The 23,769-nt window shown below is 43.8% G+C and carries 18 protein-coding genes; 6 read left to right on the top strand and 12 right to left on the bottom strand.

All coding sequences use genetic code 11. From position 1 onward, the window contains the following. The first annotated feature begins 2 nt into the window (after window positions 1-2). A complete protein-coding gene (locus OCV20_RS17170; RefSeq protein WP_086775073.1) occupies window positions 3-935 on the top strand; it encodes a LysR family transcriptional regulator in 933 nt (310 codons plus the stop codon). Window positions 936-1,083: 148 nt separating this feature from the next. Here OCV20_RS17170 and OCV20_RS17165 read toward each other — a convergent pair whose 3' ends face one another. Then, on the bottom strand, window positions 1,084-1,470 hold the full coding sequence (locus OCV20_RS17165) for a hypothetical protein (RefSeq protein ID WP_086775072.1): 387 nt from the start codon (window positions 1,468-1,470) through the stop codon (window positions 1,084-1,086). 432 nt (window positions 1,471-1,902) lie between these two features. On the opposite strand from OCV20_RS17165, the gene OCV20_RS17160 reads away from it, so the two are divergent. Next, on the top strand, window positions 1,903-2,886 hold the full coding sequence (locus OCV20_RS17160; RefSeq protein ID WP_086775071.1) for a hypothetical protein: 984 nt from the start codon (window positions 1,903-1,905) through the stop codon (window positions 2,884-2,886). A 113-nt stretch (window positions 2,887-2,999) separates the two neighbouring features. On the opposite strand, the gene OCV20_RS17155 is transcribed toward OCV20_RS17160, so the two are convergent. Beyond that, on the bottom strand, window positions 3,000-4,193 hold the full coding sequence (locus OCV20_RS17155; RefSeq protein ID WP_086775070.1) for a benzoate/H(+) symporter BenE family transporter: 1,194 nt from the start codon (window positions 4,191-4,193) through the stop codon (window positions 3,000-3,002). Window positions 4,194-4,291: 98 nt separating this feature from the next. On the opposite strand from OCV20_RS17155, the gene OCV20_RS17150 reads away from it, so the two are divergent. Then, complete coding sequence (locus OCV20_RS17150) at window positions 4,292-4,858, top strand: helix-turn-helix domain-containing protein (protein ID WP_086775069.1); 567 nt, start codon at window positions 4,292-4,294, stop codon at window positions 4,856-4,858. A gap of 114 nt (window positions 4,859-4,972) precedes the next feature. Here OCV20_RS17150 and OCV20_RS17145 read toward each other — a convergent pair whose 3' ends face one another. After that, the gene (locus OCV20_RS17145; RefSeq protein WP_086775091.1) at window positions 4,973-6,022 is read right to left on the bottom strand and encodes a cysteine synthase A; all 1,050 of its coding nucleotides are present in this window, start codon (window positions 6,020-6,022) and stop codon (window positions 4,973-4,975) included. A 170-nt stretch (window positions 6,023-6,192) separates the two neighbouring features. Between OCV20_RS17145 and OCV20_RS17140 the strand changes: the two genes are divergently transcribed. Beyond that, a complete protein-coding gene (locus tag OCV20_RS17140) occupies window positions 6,193-6,408 on the top strand; it encodes a hypothetical protein (protein WP_017067490.1) in 216 nt (71 codons plus the stop codon). 165 nt (window positions 6,409-6,573) lie between these two features. Here the strand turns inward: OCV20_RS17140 and OCV20_RS17135 are convergent, their stop codons facing one another. From OCV20_RS17135 to OCV20_RS17095, 9 genes are all read right to left on the bottom strand, one after another. Continuing rightward, window positions 6,574-7,887 carry an IS4 family transposase gene (locus OCV20_RS17135; RefSeq protein ID WP_086775497.1) on the bottom strand — a complete coding sequence of 438 codons (1,314 nt, stop codon included), beginning with the start codon at window positions 7,885-7,887 and terminating at the stop codon, window positions 6,574-6,576. 361 nt (window positions 7,888-8,248) lie between these two features. Beyond that, complete coding sequence (gene qatD, locus OCV20_RS17130; protein WP_033903517.1) at window positions 8,249-8,980, bottom strand: Qat anti-phage system TatD family nuclease QatD; 732 nt, start codon at window positions 8,978-8,980, stop codon at window positions 8,249-8,251. Beyond that, window positions 8,977-10,311, bottom strand: coding sequence for a Qat anti-phage system QueC-like protein QatC (qatC, locus tag OCV20_RS17125; RefSeq protein WP_086775627.1), 1,335 nt, complete (start codon window positions 10,309-10,311; stop codon window positions 8,977-8,979). Before qatC ends, qatD begins: the two co-directional genes overlap by 4 nt. Continuing rightward, complete coding sequence (locus OCV20_RS17120; RefSeq protein WP_086775626.1) at window positions 10,304-11,161, bottom strand: hypothetical protein; 858 nt, start codon at window positions 11,159-11,161, stop codon at window positions 10,304-10,306. Before OCV20_RS17120 ends, qatC begins: the two co-directional genes overlap by 8 nt. 6 nt (window positions 11,162-11,167) lie before the next feature. Further along, window positions 11,168-12,931, bottom strand: coding sequence for a KAP family P-loop NTPase fold protein (locus tag OCV20_RS17115; protein WP_086775625.1), 1,764 nt, complete (start codon window positions 12,929-12,931; stop codon window positions 11,168-11,170). A gap of 504 nt (window positions 12,932-13,435) precedes the next feature. Beyond that, window positions 13,436-14,650: an Lcl C-terminal domain-containing protein gene (locus OCV20_RS17110; RefSeq protein ID WP_086775624.1), complete on the bottom strand. Its 1,215-nt coding sequence runs from the start codon at window positions 14,648-14,650 to the stop codon at window positions 13,436-13,438. Window positions 14,651-14,918: 268 nt separating this feature from the next. Beyond that, window positions 14,919-16,232 carry an IS4 family transposase gene (locus OCV20_RS17105; RefSeq protein ID WP_086775497.1) on the bottom strand — a complete coding sequence of 438 codons (1,314 nt, stop codon included), beginning with the start codon at window positions 16,230-16,232 and terminating at the stop codon, window positions 14,919-14,921. Window positions 16,233-16,366: 134 nt separating this feature from the next. Further along, on the bottom strand, window positions 16,367-17,560 hold the full coding sequence (locus OCV20_RS17100) for an acetate/propionate family kinase (protein WP_086774833.1): 1,194 nt from the start codon (window positions 17,558-17,560) through the stop codon (window positions 16,367-16,369). Between the two features lie 743 nt (window positions 17,561-18,303). Then, complete coding sequence (locus tag OCV20_RS17095; protein WP_048614812.1) at window positions 18,304-20,289, bottom strand: DEAD/DEAH box helicase; 1,986 nt, start codon at window positions 20,287-20,289, stop codon at window positions 18,304-18,306. 392 nt (window positions 20,290-20,681) lie between these two features. Between OCV20_RS17095 and rnb the strand changes: the two genes are divergently transcribed. Then, a complete protein-coding gene (rnb, locus tag OCV20_RS17090) occupies window positions 20,682-22,688 on the top strand; it encodes an exoribonuclease II (RefSeq protein WP_048614810.1) in 2,007 nt (668 codons plus the stop codon). Window positions 22,689-22,876: 188 nt separating this feature from the next. Further along, window positions 22,877-23,707, top strand: a complete 831-nt coding sequence (locus OCV20_RS17085; RefSeq protein ID WP_048614807.1) for a helix-turn-helix domain-containing protein — start codon at window positions 22,877-22,879, stop codon at window positions 23,705-23,707. Window positions 23,708-23,769: the final 62 nt, after the last annotated feature.

The following is a 23,769-nucleotide window of genomic DNA, read 5'->3' as shown; positions in this document are numbered from 1 at the left end:
ACATGCTTCTTGAAGACTTACAGGTCATTTTGAAAGTGGCGGAGTTTCGCAGTATCACCGCTGCAGCAACCAACCTTGATATGCGTACAGCAACAGCGAGTGCAGCAGTAAAACGTGTTGAAGCGGCACTCGGTGCGGAGTTATTTGTAAGAACCACGCGCCACCTAAGGCTCTCTTCAGCAGGCGAACGTTATTTACCGGAATGCGAACAAGCCTTAAAGATGTTGGAGCAAGCAAAGCTCAACATGCGCGAAGAGCTCGGTATTCTTGATGGTGAAATTCGAATTGCGCTTTCATCGGATCTAGGGCGCAACCTAATCACTCCTTGGCTTGATGAGTTCTTGCTTGAATACCCAAAGGCGACGCTTCGTACTAGCATCAGCGATAGCAATATCGACTTCTACCGAGATTCCGTCGATATGGCGCTGCGTTACGGTTCCCCGACCGATGCCAACATGTATGGTTTCAAGATATGCGATGTGCCGAGGATATTGTGTGCAGCTCCTGACTACTTGGCTGAAATGGGCACACCAAAACACCCGAGTGACTTAGCGAAGCACAATGGGTTGCTTTACCAACTCCATGACATGTTACAAGACGAGTGGGTCTTTAACGACGGTACTCAAGATCATAAAGTGAAACTAAAAGGAAATCGCGCTTCGAACGACGCAGACCTTGTAAGACGTTGGTGTATAGCAGGTAAAGGAGTGGCAATAAAATCTTGTTTAGACATGTCACCTCATCTGCTTTCAGGTGAAGTGGTTAAAGTTATGCCTGAGTTTAAGCCGACCCCTACCGAGCTGTGGTTAGTGTGTCCAAGTCGCCAATCCATTACCCCTACTGTGCGTCTACTGAGAGATTTATTCAGAGAGAAGACCGCAGAGATCCTTTCGCAACTGAGCAAACAAGGCATTATAGAAAGCACAACATCTTAAAATTGAATGCCGCTTAAAGATAAGAAACAGAGAGACAAAAAAGGCGTTAGCGAACTTCAATTCGCTAACGCCTTTCATCATTAGAACATCATAGCTTCATGATGAACCTTAATAAGAGTACTTAGTTTAATACTCTTAATACAAAAGCTTAGTTTGACTCGTCTTCAACATCGCAGTCTGCACAGCACTGAAGAGCAATCTCATGTTCGAAGGTGATAGTGTCTTTACCTTCTTCTACTAGCTCTGCAATTTCGTCTGCCACTTCTTTTTCATCATCCGCTTCAATTACGCATGCTAGCTCTTCTTCTGAATAACCAAAGAAGTTAAGCAATAAGTACTCGCGAGCTTCTTCTTTCGTACAAACCACGTCTGCTGAAAGATCAGGAGTAACCTCGCCTTGTGCAAGTGTCGCTGTCACTTGTGCGATAGCATCGTCTTTCATCGCAGGCGTTAACCAACCAAGATCAGTACTTACTGTCGTTTTTTTACAGTCGAAGCAAGGCAGTTGGTGAAAGTAGTATTGAAAGGTAGTCATAGGTAAATTCTTCTTTAAATGTTGTATAGCGAGATTATGCGCGTTTTATAGCAAAATACTATCTCAATCACAACCTGAAACCGCTTCGGGCTGAGTATTTTTGCAAGCTCCGCGCAAGCTGATGTGATCATTCGATAAAAGCGCTATTTTACCCATGCTTACTCAGCTTTACGTTTGTTTACATTCGTACGGATAATATATGCCTCATCAAACAATAAGCGTGGTACCTCACAATTGCTTTGGCTCTTGCTTAGTTTCGTCGTTCCAGCTATCAGCTTTGAGTTCACGGCTTACTTGGCTACTTAGCTACTTAGCTACTTAGCTACTTAGCTCAGATTTGTTTGAAATAGCTTTGTTTTCAATTAACTTACTTGCACTTGGCTTATTTTGAACCACGCTTATTTAAATCACCCCGTCTCGGATACCCAATCAATGATCATCACAAAATATCAAGCCCTTGCCCTTTCATCGGTTGCTTTGCTCGCAACAGGCTGCTCACCATCATCAGATACACCTTCGGTCAGCAACATCAGTGATTACCAAGGCTCAGCGAGTATTACTCAAGGGTTGGCGACCATCGTTGAATCGAATCTCTTTGAGTGTGCAAACGGACGTAGCCGAGTGGCGGGCATCGGGGAAATTACGGACTCAGAAGGAAAGGTTTGGACGGTTCCAGCCAAGAACAACTTTGCGACAGGGCCAAAAGCCTTTGATCTTTACGAAGAGTGCTCAAACACCACACCAAGCAGCCTAGCCGAAGTCGATCAAAGCTCTGTACCTGTAGCTATAGTGGATCAAGACGGAGAAGAAATAACAGGCTATATTTTTGCCGATAACTATTTCGAACTTTATATCAACGGCAAGTTAATCGCGGTAGACACTGTTCCTTTCACACCGTTTAACTCAAACATCGTCAAATTTAAGGTGAAGAAGCCTTACACGATTGCGGTGAAAGTGATTGATTGGGAAGAAAACCTAGGTCTTGGCAGCGAAGATAACCGCGGAAAGGCATACCACGCTGGTGATGGTGGCTTTATCGCGAGCTTTAGTGACGGAACCGTGACAGGACCAGAATGGCAAGCACAAACCTTTTATACCTCACCGATTTATGACCTGACTTGCTTGAGTGAGGTGGACGGGAAACGTCTTTCTGAAAGCTGCACCACGGAAGGAACTGACCAAGGTCAAGATGCCTACGCCGCTCATTGGGAAACACCAAACAACTGGATGAACCAAGAGTTCGATTCAACATCTTGGCCTCAAGCATCGGTATATTCAGAAGACGATATTGGCGTGAACAATAAAAAAGCGTACATGAACTTTATCGAAAAATTCAGTGGTGCTGGCGCAAGCTTTATCTGGTCGACAAATGTCGTTCTCGATAATGAAGTGCTACTGAGATACGAAGTTAAGTAGCTTTATTCCTTTGTAAGCAAGTCCAGTCACGAGTATGACTGGGCTTACTACTCAAACAACTTGCTGGTGTTTCTAATTCACAGCGAACCTGATCCTAATCTTGGGTCGTTTGATTACGACGAAGTTTGCGAAGTGTTGCTTGCTCCACGTGACTTAGCTTTATAATTGTGTAACCAGCAGCAAAACAACCCGATGCACAAACCCCAAAATGCACTGCCGATCCCCAGTAAACTGGTGCCAGAAGCTGTGAATAAGAAAGTAAGCAGTGCGGGTTCTCGGTAATGACTGTCTGCCATTGATATCGTAAGGCAATTCATCAAGGTAGGCATCACCGCTAAACCAGCAACCGCAATGACAATCTCGGAGGGCACGGCGCTAAACAGCGACACAAATGACATCCCCATCACGCCAGCTAACAAATAAAACCCGCCCATACAGATCCCCGCCATATAACGTGTCTTTGGATTACTATCCGCATTCGGGCCCATGCAAATAGCGCCCGTAATCGCTGCAAGGTTATACGCAAAGCCACCAAACGGTGCGAAGATCAAACCTGTCACCCCGGTGGTGGTAATGATCTTCGATGAATCGACTTGATATCCGTTCGCTTTTAGAACCGCAAATCCCGGTAAGTTCTGTGAAGCCATCGTCACTATAAACAGTGGGATACCGACACTGAACAACGAAAAGAACTCAAAATCGGGCGTGATGAACACTGGGGTCGTTAATCCCATAGTCACCTGACTGGCATCGAGTTTGCCAAACCCCACACACATGACCAGTGCGATGATGAAAATGCTTGGGATCAGTAAATTTCCTAACCGCGCTTTCGCCAGAATAAATACAGCGAGCATGACCGCTACGACTTGTGCCTCTTCCATTAACGACGTGAACAAACCCAAACCGAATTGCAATAGAATCCCCGCGAGCATCGCAGAGGCAATCGATGTTGGGATCTGTTTTAGGACTTTCTCAAATATCCCCGCTAATCCAACTAACGTGATCAACATCGAACTGAACAAAAACACGGCCACAGCCTGATTCATTGTCAGCCCTTCAAGAGATGTGATTAACAACGCTGCTCCAGGCGTCGACCACGCTGTAACCACAGGCTTCTTGTAGTAAAACGAGAGCAGTATTGTGGTTACGCCCATGCCAATTCCCAACGCCCAAAACCATGACGCCACTTGTTCTTCGGTTGCTCCAGCACTCATTGCCGCTTGGAAAATAATCGCCGCGGCGCTCGCATAACCAATGAAAACAGCGATAAAGCCGGTACTGACGTGAGAAAATTTTAGCTTAGTCATGTTAATCTCTTCCTGCGTGCGTTATAACGTCCATAGACCAAACCTAGCACTGTGCGCTATAACGCACAACTTATTTATAAAAAACTTGTAGAGAAAATATGCAAACAGAAATTAAAGTTGGTGTTAACTTGAAACGCCTTCGCCAAGAAAAAGGCTGGAGCTTAGACAAAACAGCGAAAGAAACTGGCGTGAGCAAAGCAATGCTAGGACAAATTGAACGTGGAGAATCCAGCCCGACAGTCGCTAAGCTTTGGCAGATAGCTTCTGGATTCGAGGTGTCACTTTCGAGCTTTATCGCTTCTAGCCCAGACAGTGAACTGACGAGTTTATTCAGAGATGCAAACGAACTAAGGCATGAGGAATACAACATTGGCTTTTTCGTCAGTTTGTTGTTTCCTTTTGAGGAAGCACTAGGGTTTGAAATATTCGAACTCACCCTAGCACCCAATTACCAGCATGAATCCGCCCCACATAACGCTGGCGTCACTGAGCACATCTTATGTATTTCAGGAGAGATGGCCGTGATGTTTGATGGTGAGTGGCATACGTTACGCGCAGGGCAAGCCGTTCGCTTCAATGCCAACCAGACCCATGCCTACAAAAATATCGGTGAAGGAAACACCGTATTTCATAATGTGATTCACTACCCTAATAACAAGCAATAGTGCCGGATTTGGCGCTAATGTATGTTTAGCTCTAACCGGATGCTTAGCGCTAACGGATATTCAGCGCTAACGAAAGAGCTGGCAGACCACTGGTCTGTTACTAACTTAAAGCGACTATACGTTGACAACCATGCTGCCATCTTCTGCTTGATAACGCGCCCATAGTTGAGAAAGGTTTTCTTTATTAAGCTGTATCTCTTTTTCTTTCAGAAACGCTTCGTTGTGCAGCTTCGAATACGACCGCTCAGCAAGGTCACAGCTAAATGTAACGATGGTTTTCCCTTTCCCCATTCTAGCCGCAGCGTATAGTGCACCAGCTACGTTCAATGACGAACTGCTCCCTAGAAGAATACCGTCATGCTCCGCAACAACTCGGGATATCGTCACCAAATCCTGATCGGGAAGCGTGATTGCACGATTGATTTTTGCCTGCCTGAAATTTTCAACCGTTCGCATGATCCCTATCCCTTCCGTGAACGAACTTCCCGTTGATTGATAGTGTCCATTACGTAGAAACGAATAAATGCCAGACCCATTTGGGTCAACTAACCAAGTTTCGAGATTGGGTTTCTGCTCAGATAGATAATGTGAGTTTCCGGCAATGGTTCCACCAGTCCCTACCACAGAAACTAGAGCATCAATATTCCCTTGGGTTTGCTGCCATATTTCCGGTCCAGTATTTAAATAGTGCGCTCGATAATTACTGAGATTTTCGAACTGATCTGCCCACCAATAATCTTCATTTTCGACACCGATCCGTTTAGCCGTGTGGTAAAAGTGTTCAGGGTTTGCAAAAGGACAAGGGTCGACCAATAACAGTTCAGCGTTATAAAGCGAGATCATACGCTCTTTCTCTTGTGCCTGCCCTTTTGGCATTACCACCAACATTTTGTAACCGAGGGATTTAGCGACTAGAGCAAGGCCTATTCCCGTATTACCAGCAGTGCCTTCGACGATTGTCATTCCCGGCTTAAGCTTACCGGCTTCTATTGCATCCATAACCAACTGAAGTGCCGCTCTATCTTTAATCGAACCACCCGGGTTCTGGTGTTCGCACTTAATAAGAATCTCACAACCTGATATCTCTGAAAGACTGTTGATTCTAACAAGATCGGTATCGCCAATCAGTTCACTGAGATTGTTTGCAATATGGGCAGATGACATCGCGACTCCATTTATTTTTTGAGGAAAAGTGTGTTCATCGATTGGGTTGTCGATGATCATAAGCGTAGCTCTGGGGTCTGCTTAGTCAAGAAGTGCCGAAATTGAAAAGACGCTCATTTTCCAAATAACAATTATAATTAGGGGTGACCGATTAGATTGAGGGCAAAAAAATGTTTCTAAAAGAGAAAAAGAGCGGTGACCTCGTTGATGTAACTGAAATGACCAAATTAACCAACTTATTTCAAGACAGTATCGAAGGTCGGTTTCAAGCAGGTGAAGAACAGCAAGACCCTGAGATGTTTAAAAAATCCGAACTGATGTTTATGTCAGGGGAAGAGTTACCTCGATGCTGGACAGATCCAAACTACCGCTCAGGGACGAAATAACCTTAGCGCTTCCAGAGCACCCGATGAGTCGCAATTGAAGCTCTGTTCTAAAACTGTTTGACGAACGCCTTATAGGCTACCCCCCTGTTAAAACGTTCAGACGCATCTTTACTAGACACAAAAAAGCGAGCCACTTGGGCTTAATGCTTGTAAGTTAAGCATCGTTTAGCGTCTTCTTGGAGGCCTTGTCGCATAGCGACAAGGCCTCTTTTTTACTGCTCTTGGGTAACTTCGTTCTCGCCTCTCAGGTAAAACAAAGCTTTCTGACATATCCAGTATGTAGTTTATTACTTCTGGGATTCGTCCCGGTGCGACCGCTGGTAATAATTGAAGCTGTCCAACAAGGAATAATGAAGCCTGTTTAAAGCCGATTTGATAAGGCATCACTGACTTCTGATGATAGGCCATTTGACACATCATGAACCGCAGTAGATTGTAAGCAACCAGCATTCCCCAAAGCTCTTGATTCACTAACTCTGGCTTTTTGCTTCTTAACGTAAGTTGGTTCTGAAGCATGTATTGCTTCATCTCACGATACCCCAACTCTATTTCCCAACGATGGCTATATAGTTCGGCGATATCAGCACCAGGATATTTCATCGTGTCTATCATTGACGTTAATAGTCGGACTTCTTTTCCTTTAATCGTCTTTGTGATTAAACGAGCTTGGAGAGTTTTGGGGGCATCAACCCACTTCTTTTGAGCTTGAGGTGATAGCTTGAGCTCAACGAGCTCTTGTCCTCGGCCTACCTTCGATAACACAGTGTATTGAGCCCCTTTTCTTAATGGGAGCAGCCAATGTTTTTCATCGCCACTGGTTTGCCATTTATGCAGTAAGCCCAAGGCGTAAAATCCGCGGTCAAAAATAGTTAAGCTGTTTGAGGGAGATTGTTCAATAAGCGGGATCGTAAGGTCGACTTCACTTTTAGATACTGAGTCGAATGAAGCGCTGTTGAGTAAATGACTGGTCAGCTCCATATGGCAGACCATTCTCACTTGAGGGTAGTCAGATATCGTTGTTTTATTGCCTGTTCTACTAAAATGCTCATCATTACTTTTAGTGTCTGGTGTTCTCCACACAACACCATCTACAGCATGAAGTGTTAACCCATGCCAATCGGGATGAGGAGTCTTGCGGTGCCAAAGTCGTTGAGTGTGATTGAACACGGCTTCCATAACGTCGGAACCAAGTCGGTGACGTGCCTGTATGACAGCGCTAGGTGCGACGAATGGCTTCTTACCCGGTAGGAGAATATCAAGTTGCGAGACTACTTTATCCATCGATAAATGACGGTAAAGGGACATCCCTAAAACACTCCAAACCATCATTTCCATTGGTAACCTGCGCTTTCGAATAGTCGCAACCCCAGATTCTTGGAGGCACTGTTCGACGAGTTCCGGGGACAGCAGGTCTGATAACCCTGAGAGCTGTTCTGGAGAGAAGTTATGGACTTGATTAAGGGCTTGTCTAAGAAACATAAAAAATCCGAGTGTTAAAGAAACACTCGGATTTTGACATCCTTGGAGGATCGTTCAACCAGTCTTTTTTACTTAACTGATCGGCATTAAGCCACTTGGGCTCGCTTTTCATTATCTGGTTTTCTCAGACTCTATTACAGATAGTTCTACCAACTGTTGAGCAAAAACGAGTTCTTCGTTGGTTGGCAAGCTATTATAATCGCACCTATTAAGACAGGTTTGGACAATTCAGTGTTAGACAATCTACTAATTTAGCTTTATACGGATAAATTTTAGTATTGCAAAGTTACTTAATGAAATGTCCAGATCTAGGATTTAAGCGCCCTATGATCACAAAGGCATCAAACTCGACCTTGGGGCACTATTTAGCGGTAAGCAATATGCGTAAATTATTCTTCAACTGTTTAATTACATCTGAGTATGGCAATTCCCATTCCTCAGAAAGGTGTTGAATTACTCTATCAACATCTGAGGGGAACAATACTTGCCCTGAGACTTTTGCAAACGGTCCATCTGTCTCCAACAGCACTTTTTGTCGTGGTATCCAAGATACGATTCGTTTTCCTCGGGCAGAGGCCAGCATGGCTGGACCTATAGAGAAATAGCAACCTAGCTCAACCGCTTTTAACAGCTGTTTTTTTGTTCCCAAGAACCAGTGCAATATTGACGTACCTGCGTTGGGGTGCTCTTGGAGACAAAGTAGTGTTTCTTCAACTGCATTTAGGCTATGAATGGTCAAAATTTTATCATTGAATGACTCACATTTTTTTAAAATGTGACTAAAAACAAGTAATTGATCATCAAAATGCTCTCTCCAGCCTTTTGAGCCATCTAGTCCGATCTCACCAATATATTTAGTTTTCTCTATAAGTCGATCGAAAACTGGTAGTTCATTCTTCCTTAAATGAGCTAGTTGAGGATGTAACCCCAAAGCAGTTTTGCAGTGCTTAAGTCCTTTTGTAAGATTAACAGTGCCTTCGAAGGCTGAAGGCACTGTTGTTACAGATAATACGTAATAATTTGAACGCTCAATGTCATCCAATACTTTCTCATGCTCGGGGTATAGGTCAACGTGGCAATGCAAATCCATCATGATGTTTTGTTTGCCTCTATAAACACTTCAACTTCCATCAAACCACGCTTAATCATTGCCTCCAAAGCATTACGTACAGACTTATCTAGTGGGATGGGACCAGATTTCCGTAACCAAGATTTGTAACTATTGGTTTGCTTCAACCGGATAATGGCGGTTTGAACAGCTTGTAGGTCGTCTCTTGTACCCTTTTCTTTAACTAGTGTTTTCAATCGCTTTGTTTTATATGGTGCATCATCATCAAAGCCAGCATGATGCACTGATGCTCTTCTAATTAGACAAGGTACGCAGTGCCCACATTGTATATGCTCTCTGTGCCAGTGACTGCATGAAACGCTTAGCGGTACGGCTTTTTTGATAGCGTTTTGGTCAACGCACTCAGCCAGCATCTCGCCCTTTGTTTTAAACTGATAAGGGTTTACGAATTTGACGTCAAAACCTATACGCGTCAGCAATTCTTCCAATCTCTGCAAGAAGTTCGGATGCGTAGTTCTCGTACTGTGGCTTCCTATTCGCCTTCTAGTTAGCGGCGGGTTGATAGAGATATAGCCATTTTCAGGAACGATAATGGTTTTAATACTGGCATCACTGTTAGCACTTCTTAGTGCGGAAATACCCAATACGGCCATCGCCAAGAAATTAAAGCTTCTTCCTCGCATACTTATGTCAGTTTTGCCTTCACAAAATTTAGTGATGTGAGGAGAGATTGAATAGGAGAGTTCTGCAAATGGCGAAGATAACAAAGTTTTAATTTGTTCTTGTTTTGCACCATCTCCACGATAGGCGTGACTTACTAAGAGAGGCTTATAGTCTGACTCTCCATTAAGGATATCAATGGCACCAACAGCACTATCAAGACCGCCAGAAAATAGGCAAACAGCATTTTTTCCTAGAAGAGTTTTGGCTTTATATTTAGCCAGCTTACTTATCTTAGGTTTAGGTATTTCCATTGATGTCTGCTCAAAAGTGAACATCCATTGATCGCCAGTAAGAAAGTTCAAAATTGAGCTCAATTGAGCCCCCTCTGCATCCCATATGTTCGGATCACTTACTGGGATGTGAAGGTGCATTTGTCTTGACCAAGCATTCTCTGCCTTTTCTCTTAGCTCAAAAGTATCAGCTGCGGTAACAGCGGAAGCTATTGTGATCAAATCAATTGCCTTAGGTTCAACAGCAACTCCCAAGTCTCTTACTGTTTGCAGTAGCCCTCTGGAAGCTAAGCTGTGTTTTTTTTCATCATATTCGTGAGTGTGGAAGAGTTGAACTGGGTGGCATGACTCTGAATATTCAGGTAGTTGGTTTGGATTATCATTGAAGTAAAATTTAGTCATCGAAACTCTCCCATTCTTCAACTGTCATTGCGATGGCATCAGCTTGAATCTTGGTAATGTTATTTCTGGTGACATTGCTAGGGTTGCCATTAGTGACCTTGTCTAGCTGCTCCTGAGCTATTACCTTGATAAGCTCCCTTAGCTCAACTTCCATGCTATGGTGCTTGCTAGCAGGTTCTACGTGGAACCAAGCCCTGCCCATGCCTTCAACCACATCTTGGAAAATCAAGTCAGTTAAATAACAGCCGATGGCTTGTTGGATAACTTCTTCAGTAAAACTATTTGGATCGAAATCTTCGGTATCAGGTAGGGCTTCTTCCAGCGCGTAATCTAAGGCAATTCTCACAGAGTCTGAGTCAGCATTATCAGGAGCTAAATGTGAAGCAATTCTATCAATAGCTTGGTCAGTGGATAGGCCTTTCAAGTCATTTAAGGAAAGGCTTTGGTTGTTGACTGTAACAGTGTCTCCACGCATCACACCAAGTAAACCAGCACCAGCCGTTATCCCACTAGCCAATCTTCGGCTTGTGGTTTTTCCACCACCAGAGCCTTTTTTAGAATAACTCTTTAGTGCTCGTCTTAGATCAGAGCTTGAACCTCCGGTCTTGGCATAATTCCCGAATTCTCTTCTAGCTCCTGCAAAACGGTTTGCAGGATTGGCAGTACCAGATGGTTTGCCGATTTCCTGCTGAACTTTTTCATTGTCGACTTCCTTGTCACCTTGATTTTCCCCGTCTGGGCTACCAGTATCTTGAGCGGGCTCAATTGTTACAGGCGGGCTTTGTTCAGCCCATGACGGAATGAGTGGGCTCTGGTTATTAGGGCCAGTTGATGATGCTGAAGTACCCATTTATACCTACTTTTCTAATTCCTTGATAATTACATTCAACCACCTTTGCTTTGGCAGTCCCTTCACGTAAGTTAGCAGCGCCTTTTTACATTTAGGCTCTTCAACAGCTAGTAGTCTCGCGCCATATATGCCTGGGGGAGCTTTTGACCAATCACTTACAGTCCTGAAGTTTTCAATTAGTCCATCCATCACTGCTAAATAGTCTTCTCTTGGGGTCGCTGCTATCGCATTTTGGTTTGTATGGCTTAGTCTTTCAGTTTGTTTCATCAAATCCTTCACAAGCTTTTGAGCAGCACCGGACATGACTGCATTCACTAGGCCCATGGGGATACTCTCTCTACTTAAGTATGCCGCTGGGGTCAGGTTCACATTTGCAAACATCGGTGGTAGCTTCGACCACTTGTCAAGAAAGGCTAAATCTAGCTTCCACTCTTCTGGTAAATCCATATCATCGAATTCAATTTCTGGATCTTCTAATTGAGTCAGAATCTTTGGGGAACCACTCTCTGCATCAATCAACTGATACAGTTTGTTTGTTGCTTGAGTCCCCAAGCAACGCTCAAATATTACCAATTTGGTAATGGTTTTCTCATCCAGCTGCATACCACGACGAAGTGCTGTTTTTCTTCTCATTTTTACCTGATTTAAAAGGCGTTTAACAATTCGAGGGTTCCCATTTATATTGGAGGACTCTGCGAGCAATGGAGCAAGTTGTTCGGCCACGATGAACTTACTTCTGAGTTCGTCCTTACCCTGAACATCTTGAACTTTATCAACCTCCAAAAGCTCATCGACTGATATGGGTGACTGCTTCCAAGATAGCTGAAGGGACTGCTCTAGGCTTTCCCTAAGCCCCTCAAGCTGGTCACTCGTAACGGCATGATCTTGAGCTGTCAACATCATCAGGTAAGCTCTGATTTCTAGAGTACCAGGTCTTGGAACGTGTACTGGGATTTGAATTAATTTATCTAGGTAGTCTGTTTGGTGGCGCTGTGAAGCACCCTTATGATATTCCGGAACAGCTAAGCGAATCATATCTTCGTCTGCCGCAATCACGAATGCTGTATTTGGTAAAAACAAAAATAGCCGTATAGCTTCCAGCGTAGAGATGGCATTGAATGGCGAGCAACGATCCAAGTTATCGACATAAACTATGAGCGGTTTATCAAATTCACTCAACAAGTCTGAGTAGGCTTTGCGGAACTCTTTAATTTCCTTGGGGGGTGATAAAGCATTTTTAGATTTTAGAATTCCTTTGCTGTCTTTAGCTATCTGCTTCGCGCCATCTACAGCATCCTTAGCATCACCAAAATCTAGTTCGCCATCTTCACCACCGCTAAACAATCCCATCAACTTCTGAAAACCGCCCATGGTCGGGACGCCAGCTAAAGCGGCACCACCGTCCATCAAAAGTCCTAAAGATCTAATGATGTCAACACGTCCTGCAAATTCTTTAGCCTTTTTGCTCAAGCTGGCGTTGCCTTTTGCTTGCTTTAACAAGGACGATGCAATTGTCTCTAATAGCGCTGCTTTAGCATCGTCATAACCTTGATACATCCAAGCATCGAAATGTACTTGAATATAATCTTGGCTCTCTTCAGAAATTGCTTTTTTGGTCAGCTCTAAGATTGTTGATTTTCCTGCGCCCCAGTCACCGAAAACGCCAACAGATATAGGCATCAACTCCTTTTCAGTGATTAGATCCTTAATCGATTCGGCTGTCTCACTAAAATTTAAAAAGTCTAGTGAGGATTCTTTATCAGACCACATTTTCACTCCATTACAGCATTAGTTTGATTTTGATTGTTCAAACTTTTTGTGAAAGCAATATGCCAGAGAGTTCTCTGTGGCCTTTGAGCTTTCGTTTTTGTCCTTATCTTTTATGGGGATTAAGCGGTGATAATTCAACTATTTGCATAAATTAATTTTATGGGCCATTAATCCTAACGGAACAGATAGAATTTTTTAGGTTTTGTACGGGGGAAGTGATTACTTTTAGTAGGGCAAACGCCTACTGCCTGATTCTTAAAGAGTACTGGCTCTAAACGATTTTGGGGCAAAAGTGAGTTTATGAACGCTAACGTATAGTTGTTATAAACTGGCTTAATCAAGGTCTCCATCAGTCCACTTTCTTTTTATAACTAAAGCTGTTTCCTACCATTCTGAAGAGTTTTCTATAAAAACGGCATCATGAGATTTGATGCCGAAAAGTTATTGGTTGTATGGCCCATAGTCAAAAAGGACTAATTACATTCTTATGCTTAGATCCCTTGATTAGTTGTCATCTCTAACCAAGCGAACCCAGTTATCAATCGAGATATAGTCTGTTGCCATTTCAGAAGCGAGTTCATAGTCTGATGGTGAGCCAACCTTTGGATCGCTGCGTTGTGCACCTGCTCCATGCCAATCAAAGTATTCGGTAGAGTCTGAGTTTTTCTTACTCCATGCCTGACCAAAAGCGATATATACAGCAGTGTGTTTAAAGTCGCCTTGGGTTGTGCTCGTCCAGAAATAATATGAGTCTTGTTGTGATTTAAACTGAGTTGGGGTCACTTCAAAATACATTGTGTTGATAGCGGGTAAATTCTTCTTCTCGTAATCAACCAACGATTGAAGTTCTTTTGCGTTTGGTAGCCGCCAATCATTATATCCAGCAAGATTGGAATTTTGAGCAAATTCCAAAGACTCAACCCAGTTCATGCGTTTACCACTATCACTCTTAGCCCACATCAAGCTTGTCGATTTGTCTGTAACTGTTCCATCCTGATTATCAACATACTCCATCTCATATAGCGTCGTTGTATTGCGCACAGCTCGAACATAGTTTCCAGGTACAAACATATTATCTGACGCTTGAATGGCAGTGCCATCAAAGAAGTTACCTGTTTCGTATGACTTTATATGACCATCAGCAAAGTTAAACCCGAAGCCACCTTGAAGGCCTCCATGAGCGGTGAAGTTTTGTACGTTCCCTTTGATATAAAGCGTACTCGACCAGAATGCGCCGGCAAAAGGAACTCGTTCATCGTAGTCAAAGTCAAAATACTCGGTATCAATATAGGGGCTGCTATCTTTACCACTTTCTGGTTTCAATAACTCACCGTCAAAATTGGCTAGAGAATAGAGCTCTTTAATCGTAGGTAGTCGCCAATCATCAAACCCAGCCAAGGTCATAGCCTCAACAACAGCTTCTGAATCTGCTAAGTTTCTTTTAGCCGTGTCATGAGCTTTCTGCCACATCAATCCTGTATTTAAGTCTGTAACTGTTCCATCACCATTGTCTTGGTACCTCATTGGATTACTTTTTACTGAAGCATCTTGACCAGTAAAGAGGCTACTTTCAGAGGCAGTTAAAGGATCTCCTTTGGTATCATACTGAACTGTTTGGCCAGTATCAGGCAATGCTTGTGCTTTGTATTGAGCATAAGAAGGATTAATCAATAAGAGAGTGGCCACAGCTAATAGCGATGTTTTGAAAACTTTTGACATGTAACGCACCTTTAGTAGTTGAGATGTATGTATCAGTAAAATCTTATTTTAATCTTAGCTGGGTTAAGGCGGGGTTAAAACGTAAGTAAGATTTGCAGATAACCTGACATCTCAAACCTCAGGCATTTGGGGGCATAAAAAGCCAGATCTAGCCTCGTTGACTCGAAGATCTACTAGACGAAGAAAGCATCGTTCGGGATGATTTAACCAACATATAAAACAAAAAAAGCGAGCCACTTGGGCTTAATGCTTGTAAGTTAAGCATCGTTTAGCGTCTTCTTGGAGGCCTTGTCGCATAGCGACAAGGCCTCTTTTTTACTGCTCTTGGGTAACTTCGTTCTCGCCTCTCAGGTAAAACAAAGCTTTCTGACATATCCAGTATGTAGTTTATTACTTCTGGGATTCGTCCCGGTGCGACCGCTGGTAATAATTGAAGCTGTCCAACAAGGAATAATGAAGCCTGTTTAAAGCCGATTTGATAAGGCATCACTGACTTCTGATGATAGGCCATTTGACACATCATGAACCGCAGTAGATTGTAAGCAACCAGCATTCCCCAAAGCTCTTGATTCACTAACTCTGGCTTTTTGCTTCTTAACGTAAGTTGGTTCTGAAGCATGTATTGCTTCATCTCACGATACCCCAACTCTATTTCCCAACGATGGCTATATAGTTCGGCGATATCAGCACCAGGATATTTCATCGTGTCTATCATTGACGTTAATAGTCGGACTTCTTTTCCTTTAATCGTCTTTGTGATTAAACGAGCTTGGAGAGTTTTGGGGGCATCAACCCACTTCTTTTGAGCTTGAGGTGATAGCTTGAGCTCAACGAGCTCTTGTCCTCGGCCTACCTTCGATAACACAGTGTATTGAGCCCCTTTTCTTAATGGGAGCAGCCAATGTTTTTCATCGCCACTGGTTTGCCATTTATGCAGTAAGCCCAAGGCGTAAAATCCGCGGTCAAAAATAGTTAAGCTGTTTGAGGGAGATTGTTCAATAAGCGGGATCGTAAGGTCGACTTCACTTTTAGATACTGAGTCGAATGAAGCGCTGTTGAGTAAATGACTGGTCAGCTCCATATGGCAGACCATTCTCACTTGAGGGTAGTCAGATATCGTTGTTTTATTGCCTGTTCTACTAAAATGCTCATCATTACTTTTAGTGTCTGGTGTTCTCCACACAACACCATCTACAGCATGAAGTGTTAACCCATGCCAATCGGGATGAGGAGTCTTGCGGTGCCAAAGTCGTTGAGTGTGATTGAACACGGCTTCCATAACGTCGGAACCAAGTCGGTGACGTGCCTGTATGACAGCGCTAGGTGCGACGAATGGCTTCTTACCCGGTAGGAGAATATCAAGTTGCGAGACTACTTTATCCATCGATAAATGACGGTAAAGGGACATCCCTAAAACACTCCAAACCATCATTTCCATTGGTAACCTGCGCTTTCGAATAGTCGCAACCCCAGATTCTTGGAGGCACTGTTCGACGAGTTCCGGGGACAGCAGGTCTGATAACCCTGAGAGCTGTTCTGGAGAGAAGTTATGGACTTGATTAAGGGCTTGTCTAAGAAACATAAAAAATCCGAGTGTTAAAGAAACACTCGGATTTTGACATCCTTGGAGGATCGTTCAACCAGTCTTTTTTACTTAACTGATCGGCATTAAGCCACTTGGGCTCGCTTTTCGTTATCTGATTTTCTTACACTCTATTACAGAAGTTCTACTGACTGTTGAGCAATCACGAATTCTTCGTTGGTTGGGATAACCATTGCTACTGCGTCTAACATTTCAGACTTAGCGATGATGCCTTCAGCACCAAAGCGAGCAGATTCGTTACCTGCTACATCTTCAACGAAACCAAGAATCTTAAGGTTGTTTAGGATTTCACGACGAATTGGTAGAGAGTTCTCACCGATACCGCCAGTGAAGATGATGCCGTCTAAAGAGTCTAACGTTGCAAGGTAAGAAGCAATGTATTTTGATACGCGGTAAGTAAACACCTCAAACGCAAGCTTAGCGCCTTCATGGCCCTCTTCCATTGCTTCTAAGATGCCACGAGCATCGCTCGTAAGACCAGACACGCCAAGGAAGCCAGACTCCTTGTTTAGAGAATTAAATACTTGCTCTTGCGACCAACCTTTCTTAAGTAGGTATTCGATGATGCCTGGGTCTAGGTCACCACAACGTGTGCCCATCATTAGGCCAGAAAGTGGTGTGAAGCCCATTGAAGTATCAACACTGTTACCGTCTTTGATTGCACATACAGATGCGCCGTTACCTAGGTGAACAGAGATGAAGCTAGATTTTTCGATAGGCTTGTTAACCATCTTCGCAGCTTCACGGCTAACGAAGTAGTGGCTCGTACCGTGGAAGCCGTAACGACGTACGCCGAAGTCTGTGTATAGCTCTTTTGCGATTGCACCAGTGAATGCACGTTGTGGCATTGTTTGGTGGAAAGCCGTATCAAATACAGCAAATTGAGGTAGAGAAGGGAAAGCTTCAATCGCAGCACGGATGCCGACAGCACCTGCAGGGTTATGAAGTGGAGCTAGGTCAGATAGGCTTTCAATTTCGTTCGTTACTTCTTCAGTAATACGAACGGTTTGAGTGAACTTCTCACCACCGTGAACGATACGGTGACCGATAGCCACGATATCAGCAGTGAAGCCTAGCTCTTCCATCAGGCCAACCAATTTGCCAATGGCAATTTTGTGGTGGTTATCTTCGCCTTGAATGGCAATTTCAGTTTTCTCGCCTTGATATTTCCAGCTCATACGAGCATCTTCAAGACCAAAACACTCCCCTAGGCCACTTAATACTGCTTCACCAGAAACAGAATCGATTACAGCAAATTTTAGGGATGAACTACCCGAGTTAATAACCAGAACAAACGAATTAGACATTGGATATGGATCCTGTTTCAGTACGAATTGGATGAAGTGTTTACTTCAATTTTAGTTAAGCCCATTATTCAATAATTTTTGAATCTTTCAACTTTTGTTTTGAAAAAATCACTAAATGAACACAATTAAGTTGATCTTAGTCATCAAATTATTTATTTCGAGAGAGAAATTAAAAAATAGTTGAATAAGAAAATTAATGAACAGGTGACGCAAACGAGTGCTCACGTTATTTTTAACTTGATTCAGTTAATTAGAGCGACTCGAACAAATGCAGGTAATCCGCTTAGAAAACACCCCCCCCTTCCCTTTCGTCTGCTTATCATTACCGATAACTTTTTGCTCGATTTCTCAATTGCTCAGTGCTTGCATCAAAAAGCTAACTGGAGTTGAGAATAGTGATCTGATCTTCTTTTGATTGCCTTCGAGCACAACTCTACGAATAGGTTCACTGTAACGTCGCTTAGATAGCCTTCACTCTTGGTTTCAGTATCTTGTAGCACGTTCTTTTAGTATAGGCTTAGAACGCGATACAGCTAAGTTTTAGCACTAACATTCGTTCTAGGCGCGATGCTTAGTTTCATGGACGAAGCATAGTTACAGGGACGAAGCTTGATTAAAGTAAGCTGGCTACGAATATCGAGCCAACCAAAGCTTAAGTTCAAATAGCAGGCACAAAAAAGCCGAGCATTACGCTCGGCTTTTAAATTCAGTGTCTAGACTAAAGCGTCTAAGCGACAGGTTGATTAACCTTCGTTGCGCTCTGGACGACGACCACGGTTACCAGCGCCATTGCCGTTACCATGACCACGTTCGCCACGGAAGTTACCACGGTGATCGCCACCACGGTTACGGTCGAATCGACGTTCGCCATCACGTCCGCCAGCAGAGTTACCATCGCGAGCACCATCACGGTTGCCACGGTATCCACCACGACCGCCTTCACGGTTACCACCTTCGCGGTTGCCGCCTTCACGGTTACCACGGTAGCCGCCACCATCACGACCGCCACGGTTGCCACCACGGTTGCCATCACGACCGCCGCCACCACGACGAGGCTCACGGAAGTCGTTGAAATCAACAACTACAGCGCCAGCTTCTTTTTGACGAATGCGAAGTTTGCTTAGCTTACCAGCAGTTTCAGAGTTCATCGCTTTTGGCAGTTGAACGTAAGTAGAACCTTGGTCTAGCTTGATAGCACCGATAGAACCTTTAGTTAGGCCAAGTTCGTTCGCTAGTGCGCCAACGATGTCTTTAACCTGAACGCCTTGCTCACGGCCAACTTGTAGTTGGTAAGTATCCCAATCTTGAGTATTGAAGTTGCGACCACCACCGTCACGGCCGTTGTCACGATCTTCACGACGCTCTTTGCGACGGTTCTTATCACGCTCAATAGCAGCGATCATTGGGTCTTCACCAACGTAGAATAGTGGGCTCTTACCTTGCTGACGCTTAAGAAGCATTGCAGCTAGAGTAGCAGCATCAACTTCTAGAGACTCTTGAAGAGTAGAGATAAGACCTGCAAAGTTTTCTAGTGCTTTGCTTTCTTTCTCTGTTTCAAGTTCAGCGCCAAGCTTAGCAACACGTGCTGCGGCAACTTGGTCACGTAGAGGAAGTTGGATTTCTTCCATTTGAGACTTAGTTACGCGCTCGATTGTGCGAAGCATGCGAATTTGGTTAGTGCGAACTAGTAGGATCGCTTTACCTTTACGTCCAGCACGGCCAGTACGACCAATACGGTGGATGTAAGATTCAACATCGAATGGGATGTCGTAGTTGAATACGTGAGTGATACGTGGAACATCAAGACCACGAGCTACAACGTCAGTTGCAACTAGGATGTCGATAACACCTTGTTTGATGTGATCAACAGTACGCTCACGTAGAGACTGAGGAATATCACCGTGCAGTGCAGCAGCTTTGAAGCCACGTGCAGATAGCCAATCAGCTAGACGCTCAGTGTCTTGACGAGTACGTACGAATACGATTGACGCGTCAGTTTCTTCAGTTTCTAGAAGACGAGACATTGCTTCGTCTTTTTCTACGCCTTTAACAACCCAGAAGTTCTGCGCTACTTTATCAACTGTGTGGTTAGTACCAGCAACGTCAACTTTAGCCGGGTTACGTAGGTAACGGTCAACAATAGTCTTAACCATTGGAGGCATAGTTGCAGAGAAAAGTACACGTTGTGCAGATTCTGGAGCTTGCTCTAGGATCCAAGTAACGTCATCTACAAAGCCCATTTTTAGCATTTCATCTGCTTCATCAAGAACAAATGTGTGTGCTTCATCTAGGTGTAGACGGTCACGAGTTAGTAAGTCTTTAACACGACCTGGAGTACCAACAACAATGTGAGCACCGCGGCTTAGAGCACGCATTTGGTCAACAATTGAAGCACCACCGTAGATTTCAATAACTTTAAGACCTTTGATATCACGGCCAAGGTTTTTGATTTCCGCAGCAACTTGAATCGCTAGCTCACGAGTAGGAGCCATGATGATTGCTTGTGGTTTGTGTTGGTTCAGGTTGATTTTGTTAAGTAAAGGCAGAGAGAATGCTGCTGTTTTACCAGTACCAGTCTGTGCTTTACCTAGTGCGTCACGGCCTTCAAGAAGAAGAGGAATAGCTGCTGCTTGGATTGGAGTCGGAGAAACGAAACCCATGCTATCAAGAGCTGAAAGAATGTTATCGTTTAGGGCTAATTCATTAAATTGAATTACAGATTCGGACATTGGGATCCCACTATATATAAGTAAACAAAAGGTCCCGGGAGCTCTATCAATTCCAATACTGATCCAATCAGATACTGATTCCATTCAGAGTTACGAAGCAGTAATAAAACACTTCAAGCCATTAGGGACGTCTAAGGGAGGCGGATTATTCCCTAAATGCATAAAAAAAGCCAGAAAAAATTGAAATACATCACATATTTTTCGGTTTTCTATCAATACTGGCTATCATATCGTCAAAACTTGATGAATATCTCGTCAGGGCGATAGAGTTCGACCAAATTGATAGAGTTAAATAAGAGGGCAATTAATTTACGCTCTCTTCGGCTTTAAGTAGTAATCGAGCCTCGCAATGATTATAGTGTGCTCAATTGTTCTCGTTAGATAAAAGTAAGATGTTTCAAGATAATCCTCTACTCGCTCAGCTCAAGCAGCAAATCCAAGAAACCCTCCCTAAAAAGGAAGGTACTATCAAAGCCACTGAAAAAGGTTTTGGTTTTCTCGAAGTTGATAGCAAAACAAGCTTCTTTATCCCGCCTCCGTACATGAAGAAATGTGTGCACGGTGACAAGGTGATTGCCATCATTCGCACAGAGAAAGAGCGCGAAGTAGCTGAGCCTGAGGAATTGGTTGAACAAGGTCTTACTCGCTTTATTGCGCGAGTTAAGCTTTTCAAAGGCCGATTGAACGTTGTTCCAGATCACCCGCAGCTCAAAAAACTGCAACTTAAAGCGAAAGCAATGAAGGGTCTAAACCCTGAAACGCTTAAAGAAGGTGACTGGGTTGTTGCTCATATCGTTCAACACCCATTAAAAGGTGACAATGGCTTCTTGGCTCAGATCTCTGAGAAAATCACAGACGCTGACGACAAGATTGCACCTTGGTGGGTAACACTGGCACAAAACGATCTACCAAACAGCGAACCTGAAGGCATCGACAACTGGCTAATCAACGATGACGCCGATCTTGAACGTGTAGACATGACGCACGTCCCTTTTGTGACTATCGATGGCGAAAGCACAAAAGATATGGATGACGCGCTTTACGCGAAGAAGAAAGAGAACGGTGATTTTGAACTGACTATCGCAATTGCTGATCCAACGGCTTACATCTCTCCAGATGATGCGATGGATAAAGTGGCTCGCGAGCGCGGTTTCACTATCTACCTTCCTGGTCGTAACATTCCAATGTTGCCTCGTGATCTTGCTGACAACCTATGTTCACTGATCGAGAACGAAGTTCGTCCTGCACTTTGCTGCACAGTAACGGTATCTAAAGATGGCGTTATCGGTGATGACATTAACTTCTTCGCTGCGAACATCAAATCTCATGCTCGTCTTGCTTACGACAACGTATCAGACTGGCTAGAAACAGGCGCATCAGAGAAATGGCAACCATCAGAAGAGATTGCTGCCATTGTTTCTGATCTTCACCAATTTGCTCAAGCACGTTCAGCATGGCGCTCAGCAAACGCTGTTGTGTTCCCAGACCGCCCTGACTACCGCTTTGAACTTAGCGAAGATAACGATGTTGTTGCTATCCATGCTGACATGCGTCGTAGCGCAAACAAGCTGGTTGAAGAATCAATGATCAGCGCGAACATCTGTGCGGGCCGAGTGCTAAAAGAGAGCTTCAACCAAGGTGTGTTTAACTGCCACTCTGGTTTCAAGGCTGAGAAAGTCTCTGACGTTCTTGAACTGGTAAACCCGCAAGCGGAAACGCCGTTCACTGAAGAGCAAATCGTTTCTCTAGAAGGTTTTGCTACTCTACGTCGTTGGTTAGGCTCTTTAGATAACAGCTACTACGACAACCGTATTCGTAAATTCCAAGCGTACAGCGAGATCAGCAATGAGCCTGCACCGCACTACGCGATGGGTTTAGATATTTACGCAACTTGGACTTCTCCAATTCGTAAATATGGCGACATGATTAACCACCGTATGCTGAAAGCACACATCTTAGGTAAAGCGCCAATTCAAACACCAGATGAAACCATTGGTGATGAACTTGCTCTGCACCGCCGTCACCACGGCATGGCTGAGCGTAATGTTGGCGATTGGTTGTATGCTCGCACTCTAGCCAATGCTCCAGCAGAAGAAACTCGTTTCCAAGCTGAGATTTTCGATATTAACCGTGCAGGTATGCGTGTACGTTTACTTGAAAATGGTGCGGCTGCATTTATCCCTGGATCTCTCATTCTTGATAATAAAGAAAGAATAGAGTGCAACGGTGATATGGGTACTGTATCTATCGATAAAGAAATGGTATACAAACTGGGAGACGTTTTAGAAGTAGTTCTCTCAGAAGTTAATCAGGAAAACCGTAACTTAGTAGCAAAACCTACTCAAGTATTTGCGGACTTGCCTAGCGAGCCTGAAACGACAAACGAAACCGAAGCTTAAAGGCTTAAACAGCTACAGCTTTCAAGGTTACGGCTTTCAAGGTCAAAGCTTTCAAGGTCAAAAGCTTCAAAGGTTCACTTCTAAAGGCGCTAATTATTAGCGCCTTTTTTGTAAATGTCTCATGCTTAAACAATACTTAAAAAAAACAATCAATAAGCAATCAATTTACAACGTCAAAGAAGCTCACTATGTCATCAATCACAGTTACTCAGTTCAGAAACTTCATTCCCAGGAGACGAGAACGTTATCCTGCCTCTAAAAACGGTATCTTTATGGTATCGAAAGGCAGCATTTCTTTTGTGTTACCCAATGGTACCCAAGCCTCGTTGCAAGCCGGAGATTTCACCCTTTACAATTCTGGTCAGATTAAAGACATCACGGTTAACACTGAAAATGGCGAATTCAGCGCAACCTGCTTAGATTTTGATTTGGCTATCTTTCAGAAGTTCATTAATCAGTTCAGCGATTTAGAATCCACTCGAATCCCAGACAAGTACATTAAGTTCAATCAAACGGATACTGAGCTCTGTCAGTTGAAAGATCTCATCATGTCACTCGCCAACTCTTCTTCTCAGAATGACTACGCACTCACTCAATTAGGCTTAAGTTTGCTGTCTTTGATGGTGGAACAGTACCCTGCTCTATTGGCTATTATTGCTCGAGCTTCAAGGTTAACCGTGACCCAAAGAGTCATTCATTACATCGAGCAAAACATTGAAAACAATATCTCTTTGGATACGCTCGCCAGTTACATGGGAATGTCACCGGCTACGCTTAAACGTCGCTTATCCGCTGAAGATCTATCGTTCTCAAACCTATTAAAGATAAAACGTATTGCTCATGCAGCCACTCAGCTAAGAACATCGGATAAGTCGATCACTCAAATCGCGTATGAGTCCGGTTTTAAAAGTGCCGCTCACTTCAGCACGGCCTTTAAAACATATCACGGCAAAACCCCAAAAGACTTCCGATCGCTAGTGGCACAAGCACAACTGCAAAGCGTAAAGCCGCAAGTTTAAACAAACAAAGCAATAGATTGACGTAAACGTCTTAGCTGTGAACTGGTGTAAACCAAGTGGCT

It is taken from the genome of Vibrio coralliirubri, assembly GCF_024347375.1.
GTDB lineage: Bacteria > Pseudomonadota > Gammaproteobacteria > Enterobacterales > Vibrionaceae > Vibrio > Vibrio coralliirubri.
Note: the sequence above shows the minus strand (reverse complement) of the source record. Positions and strands in the feature narration are given on the sequence as shown.

Bases quoted from the DNA above. Each gene is read 5' to 3' on its own strand.
- OCV20_RS17170 (WP_086775073.1), top strand. From the start codon at position 3: ATGCTTCTTGAAGACTTACAGGTCATTTTGAAAGTGGCGGAGTTTCGC.
- OCV20_RS17165 (WP_086775072.1), bottom strand. From the start codon at position 1,470: ATGACTACCTTTCAATACTACTTTCACCAACTGCCTTGCTTCGACTGT.
- OCV20_RS17160 (WP_086775071.1), top strand. From the start codon at position 1,903: ATGATCATCACAAAATATCAAGCCCTTGCCCTTTCATCGGTTGCTTTG.
- OCV20_RS17155 (WP_086775070.1), bottom strand. From the start codon at position 4,193: ATGACTAAGCTAAAATTTTCTCACGTCAGTACCGGCTTTATCGCTGTT.
- OCV20_RS17150 (WP_086775069.1), top strand. From the start codon at position 4,292: ATGCAAACAGAAATTAAAGTTGGTGTTAACTTGAAACGCCTTCGCCAA.
- OCV20_RS17145 (WP_086775091.1), bottom strand. From the start codon at position 6,022: ATGTCATCTGCCCATATTGCAAACAATCTCAGTGAACTGATTGGCGAT.
- OCV20_RS17140 (WP_017067490.1), top strand. From the start codon at position 6,193: ATGTTTCTAAAAGAGAAAAAGAGCGGTGACCTCGTTGATGTAACTGAA.
- OCV20_RS17135 (WP_086775497.1), bottom strand. From the start codon at position 7,887: ATGTTTCTTAGACAAGCCCTTAATCAAGTCCATAACTTCTCTCCAGAA.
- qatD (WP_033903517.1), bottom strand. From the start codon at position 8,980: ATGATGGATTTGCATTGCCACGTTGACCTATACCCCGAGCATGAGAAA.
- qatC (WP_086775627.1), bottom strand. From the start codon at position 10,311: ATGACTAAATTTTACTTCAATGATAATCCAAACCAACTACCTGAATAT.
- OCV20_RS17120 (WP_086775626.1), bottom strand. From the start codon at position 11,161: ATGGGTACTTCAGCATCATCAACTGGCCCTAATAACCAGAGCCCACTC.
- OCV20_RS17115 (WP_086775625.1), bottom strand. From the start codon at position 12,931: ATGTGGTCTGATAAAGAATCCTCACTAGACTTTTTAAATTTTAGTGAG.
- OCV20_RS17110 (WP_086775624.1), bottom strand. From the start codon at position 14,650: ATGTCAAAAGTTTTCAAAACATCGCTATTAGCTGTGGCCACTCTCTTA.
- OCV20_RS17105 (WP_086775497.1), bottom strand. From the start codon at position 16,232: ATGTTTCTTAGACAAGCCCTTAATCAAGTCCATAACTTCTCTCCAGAA.
- OCV20_RS17100 (WP_086774833.1), bottom strand. From the start codon at position 17,560: ATGTCTAATTCGTTTGTTCTGGTTATTAACTCGGGTAGTTCATCCCTA.
- OCV20_RS17095 (WP_048614812.1), bottom strand. From the start codon at position 20,289: ATGTCCGAATCTGTAATTCAATTTAATGAATTAGCCCTAAACGATAAC.
- rnb (WP_048614810.1), top strand. From the start codon at position 20,682: ATGTTTCAAGATAATCCTCTACTCGCTCAGCTCAAGCAGCAAATCCAA.
- OCV20_RS17085 (WP_048614807.1), top strand. From the start codon at position 22,877: ATGTCATCAATCACAGTTACTCAGTTCAGAAACTTCATTCCCAGGAGA.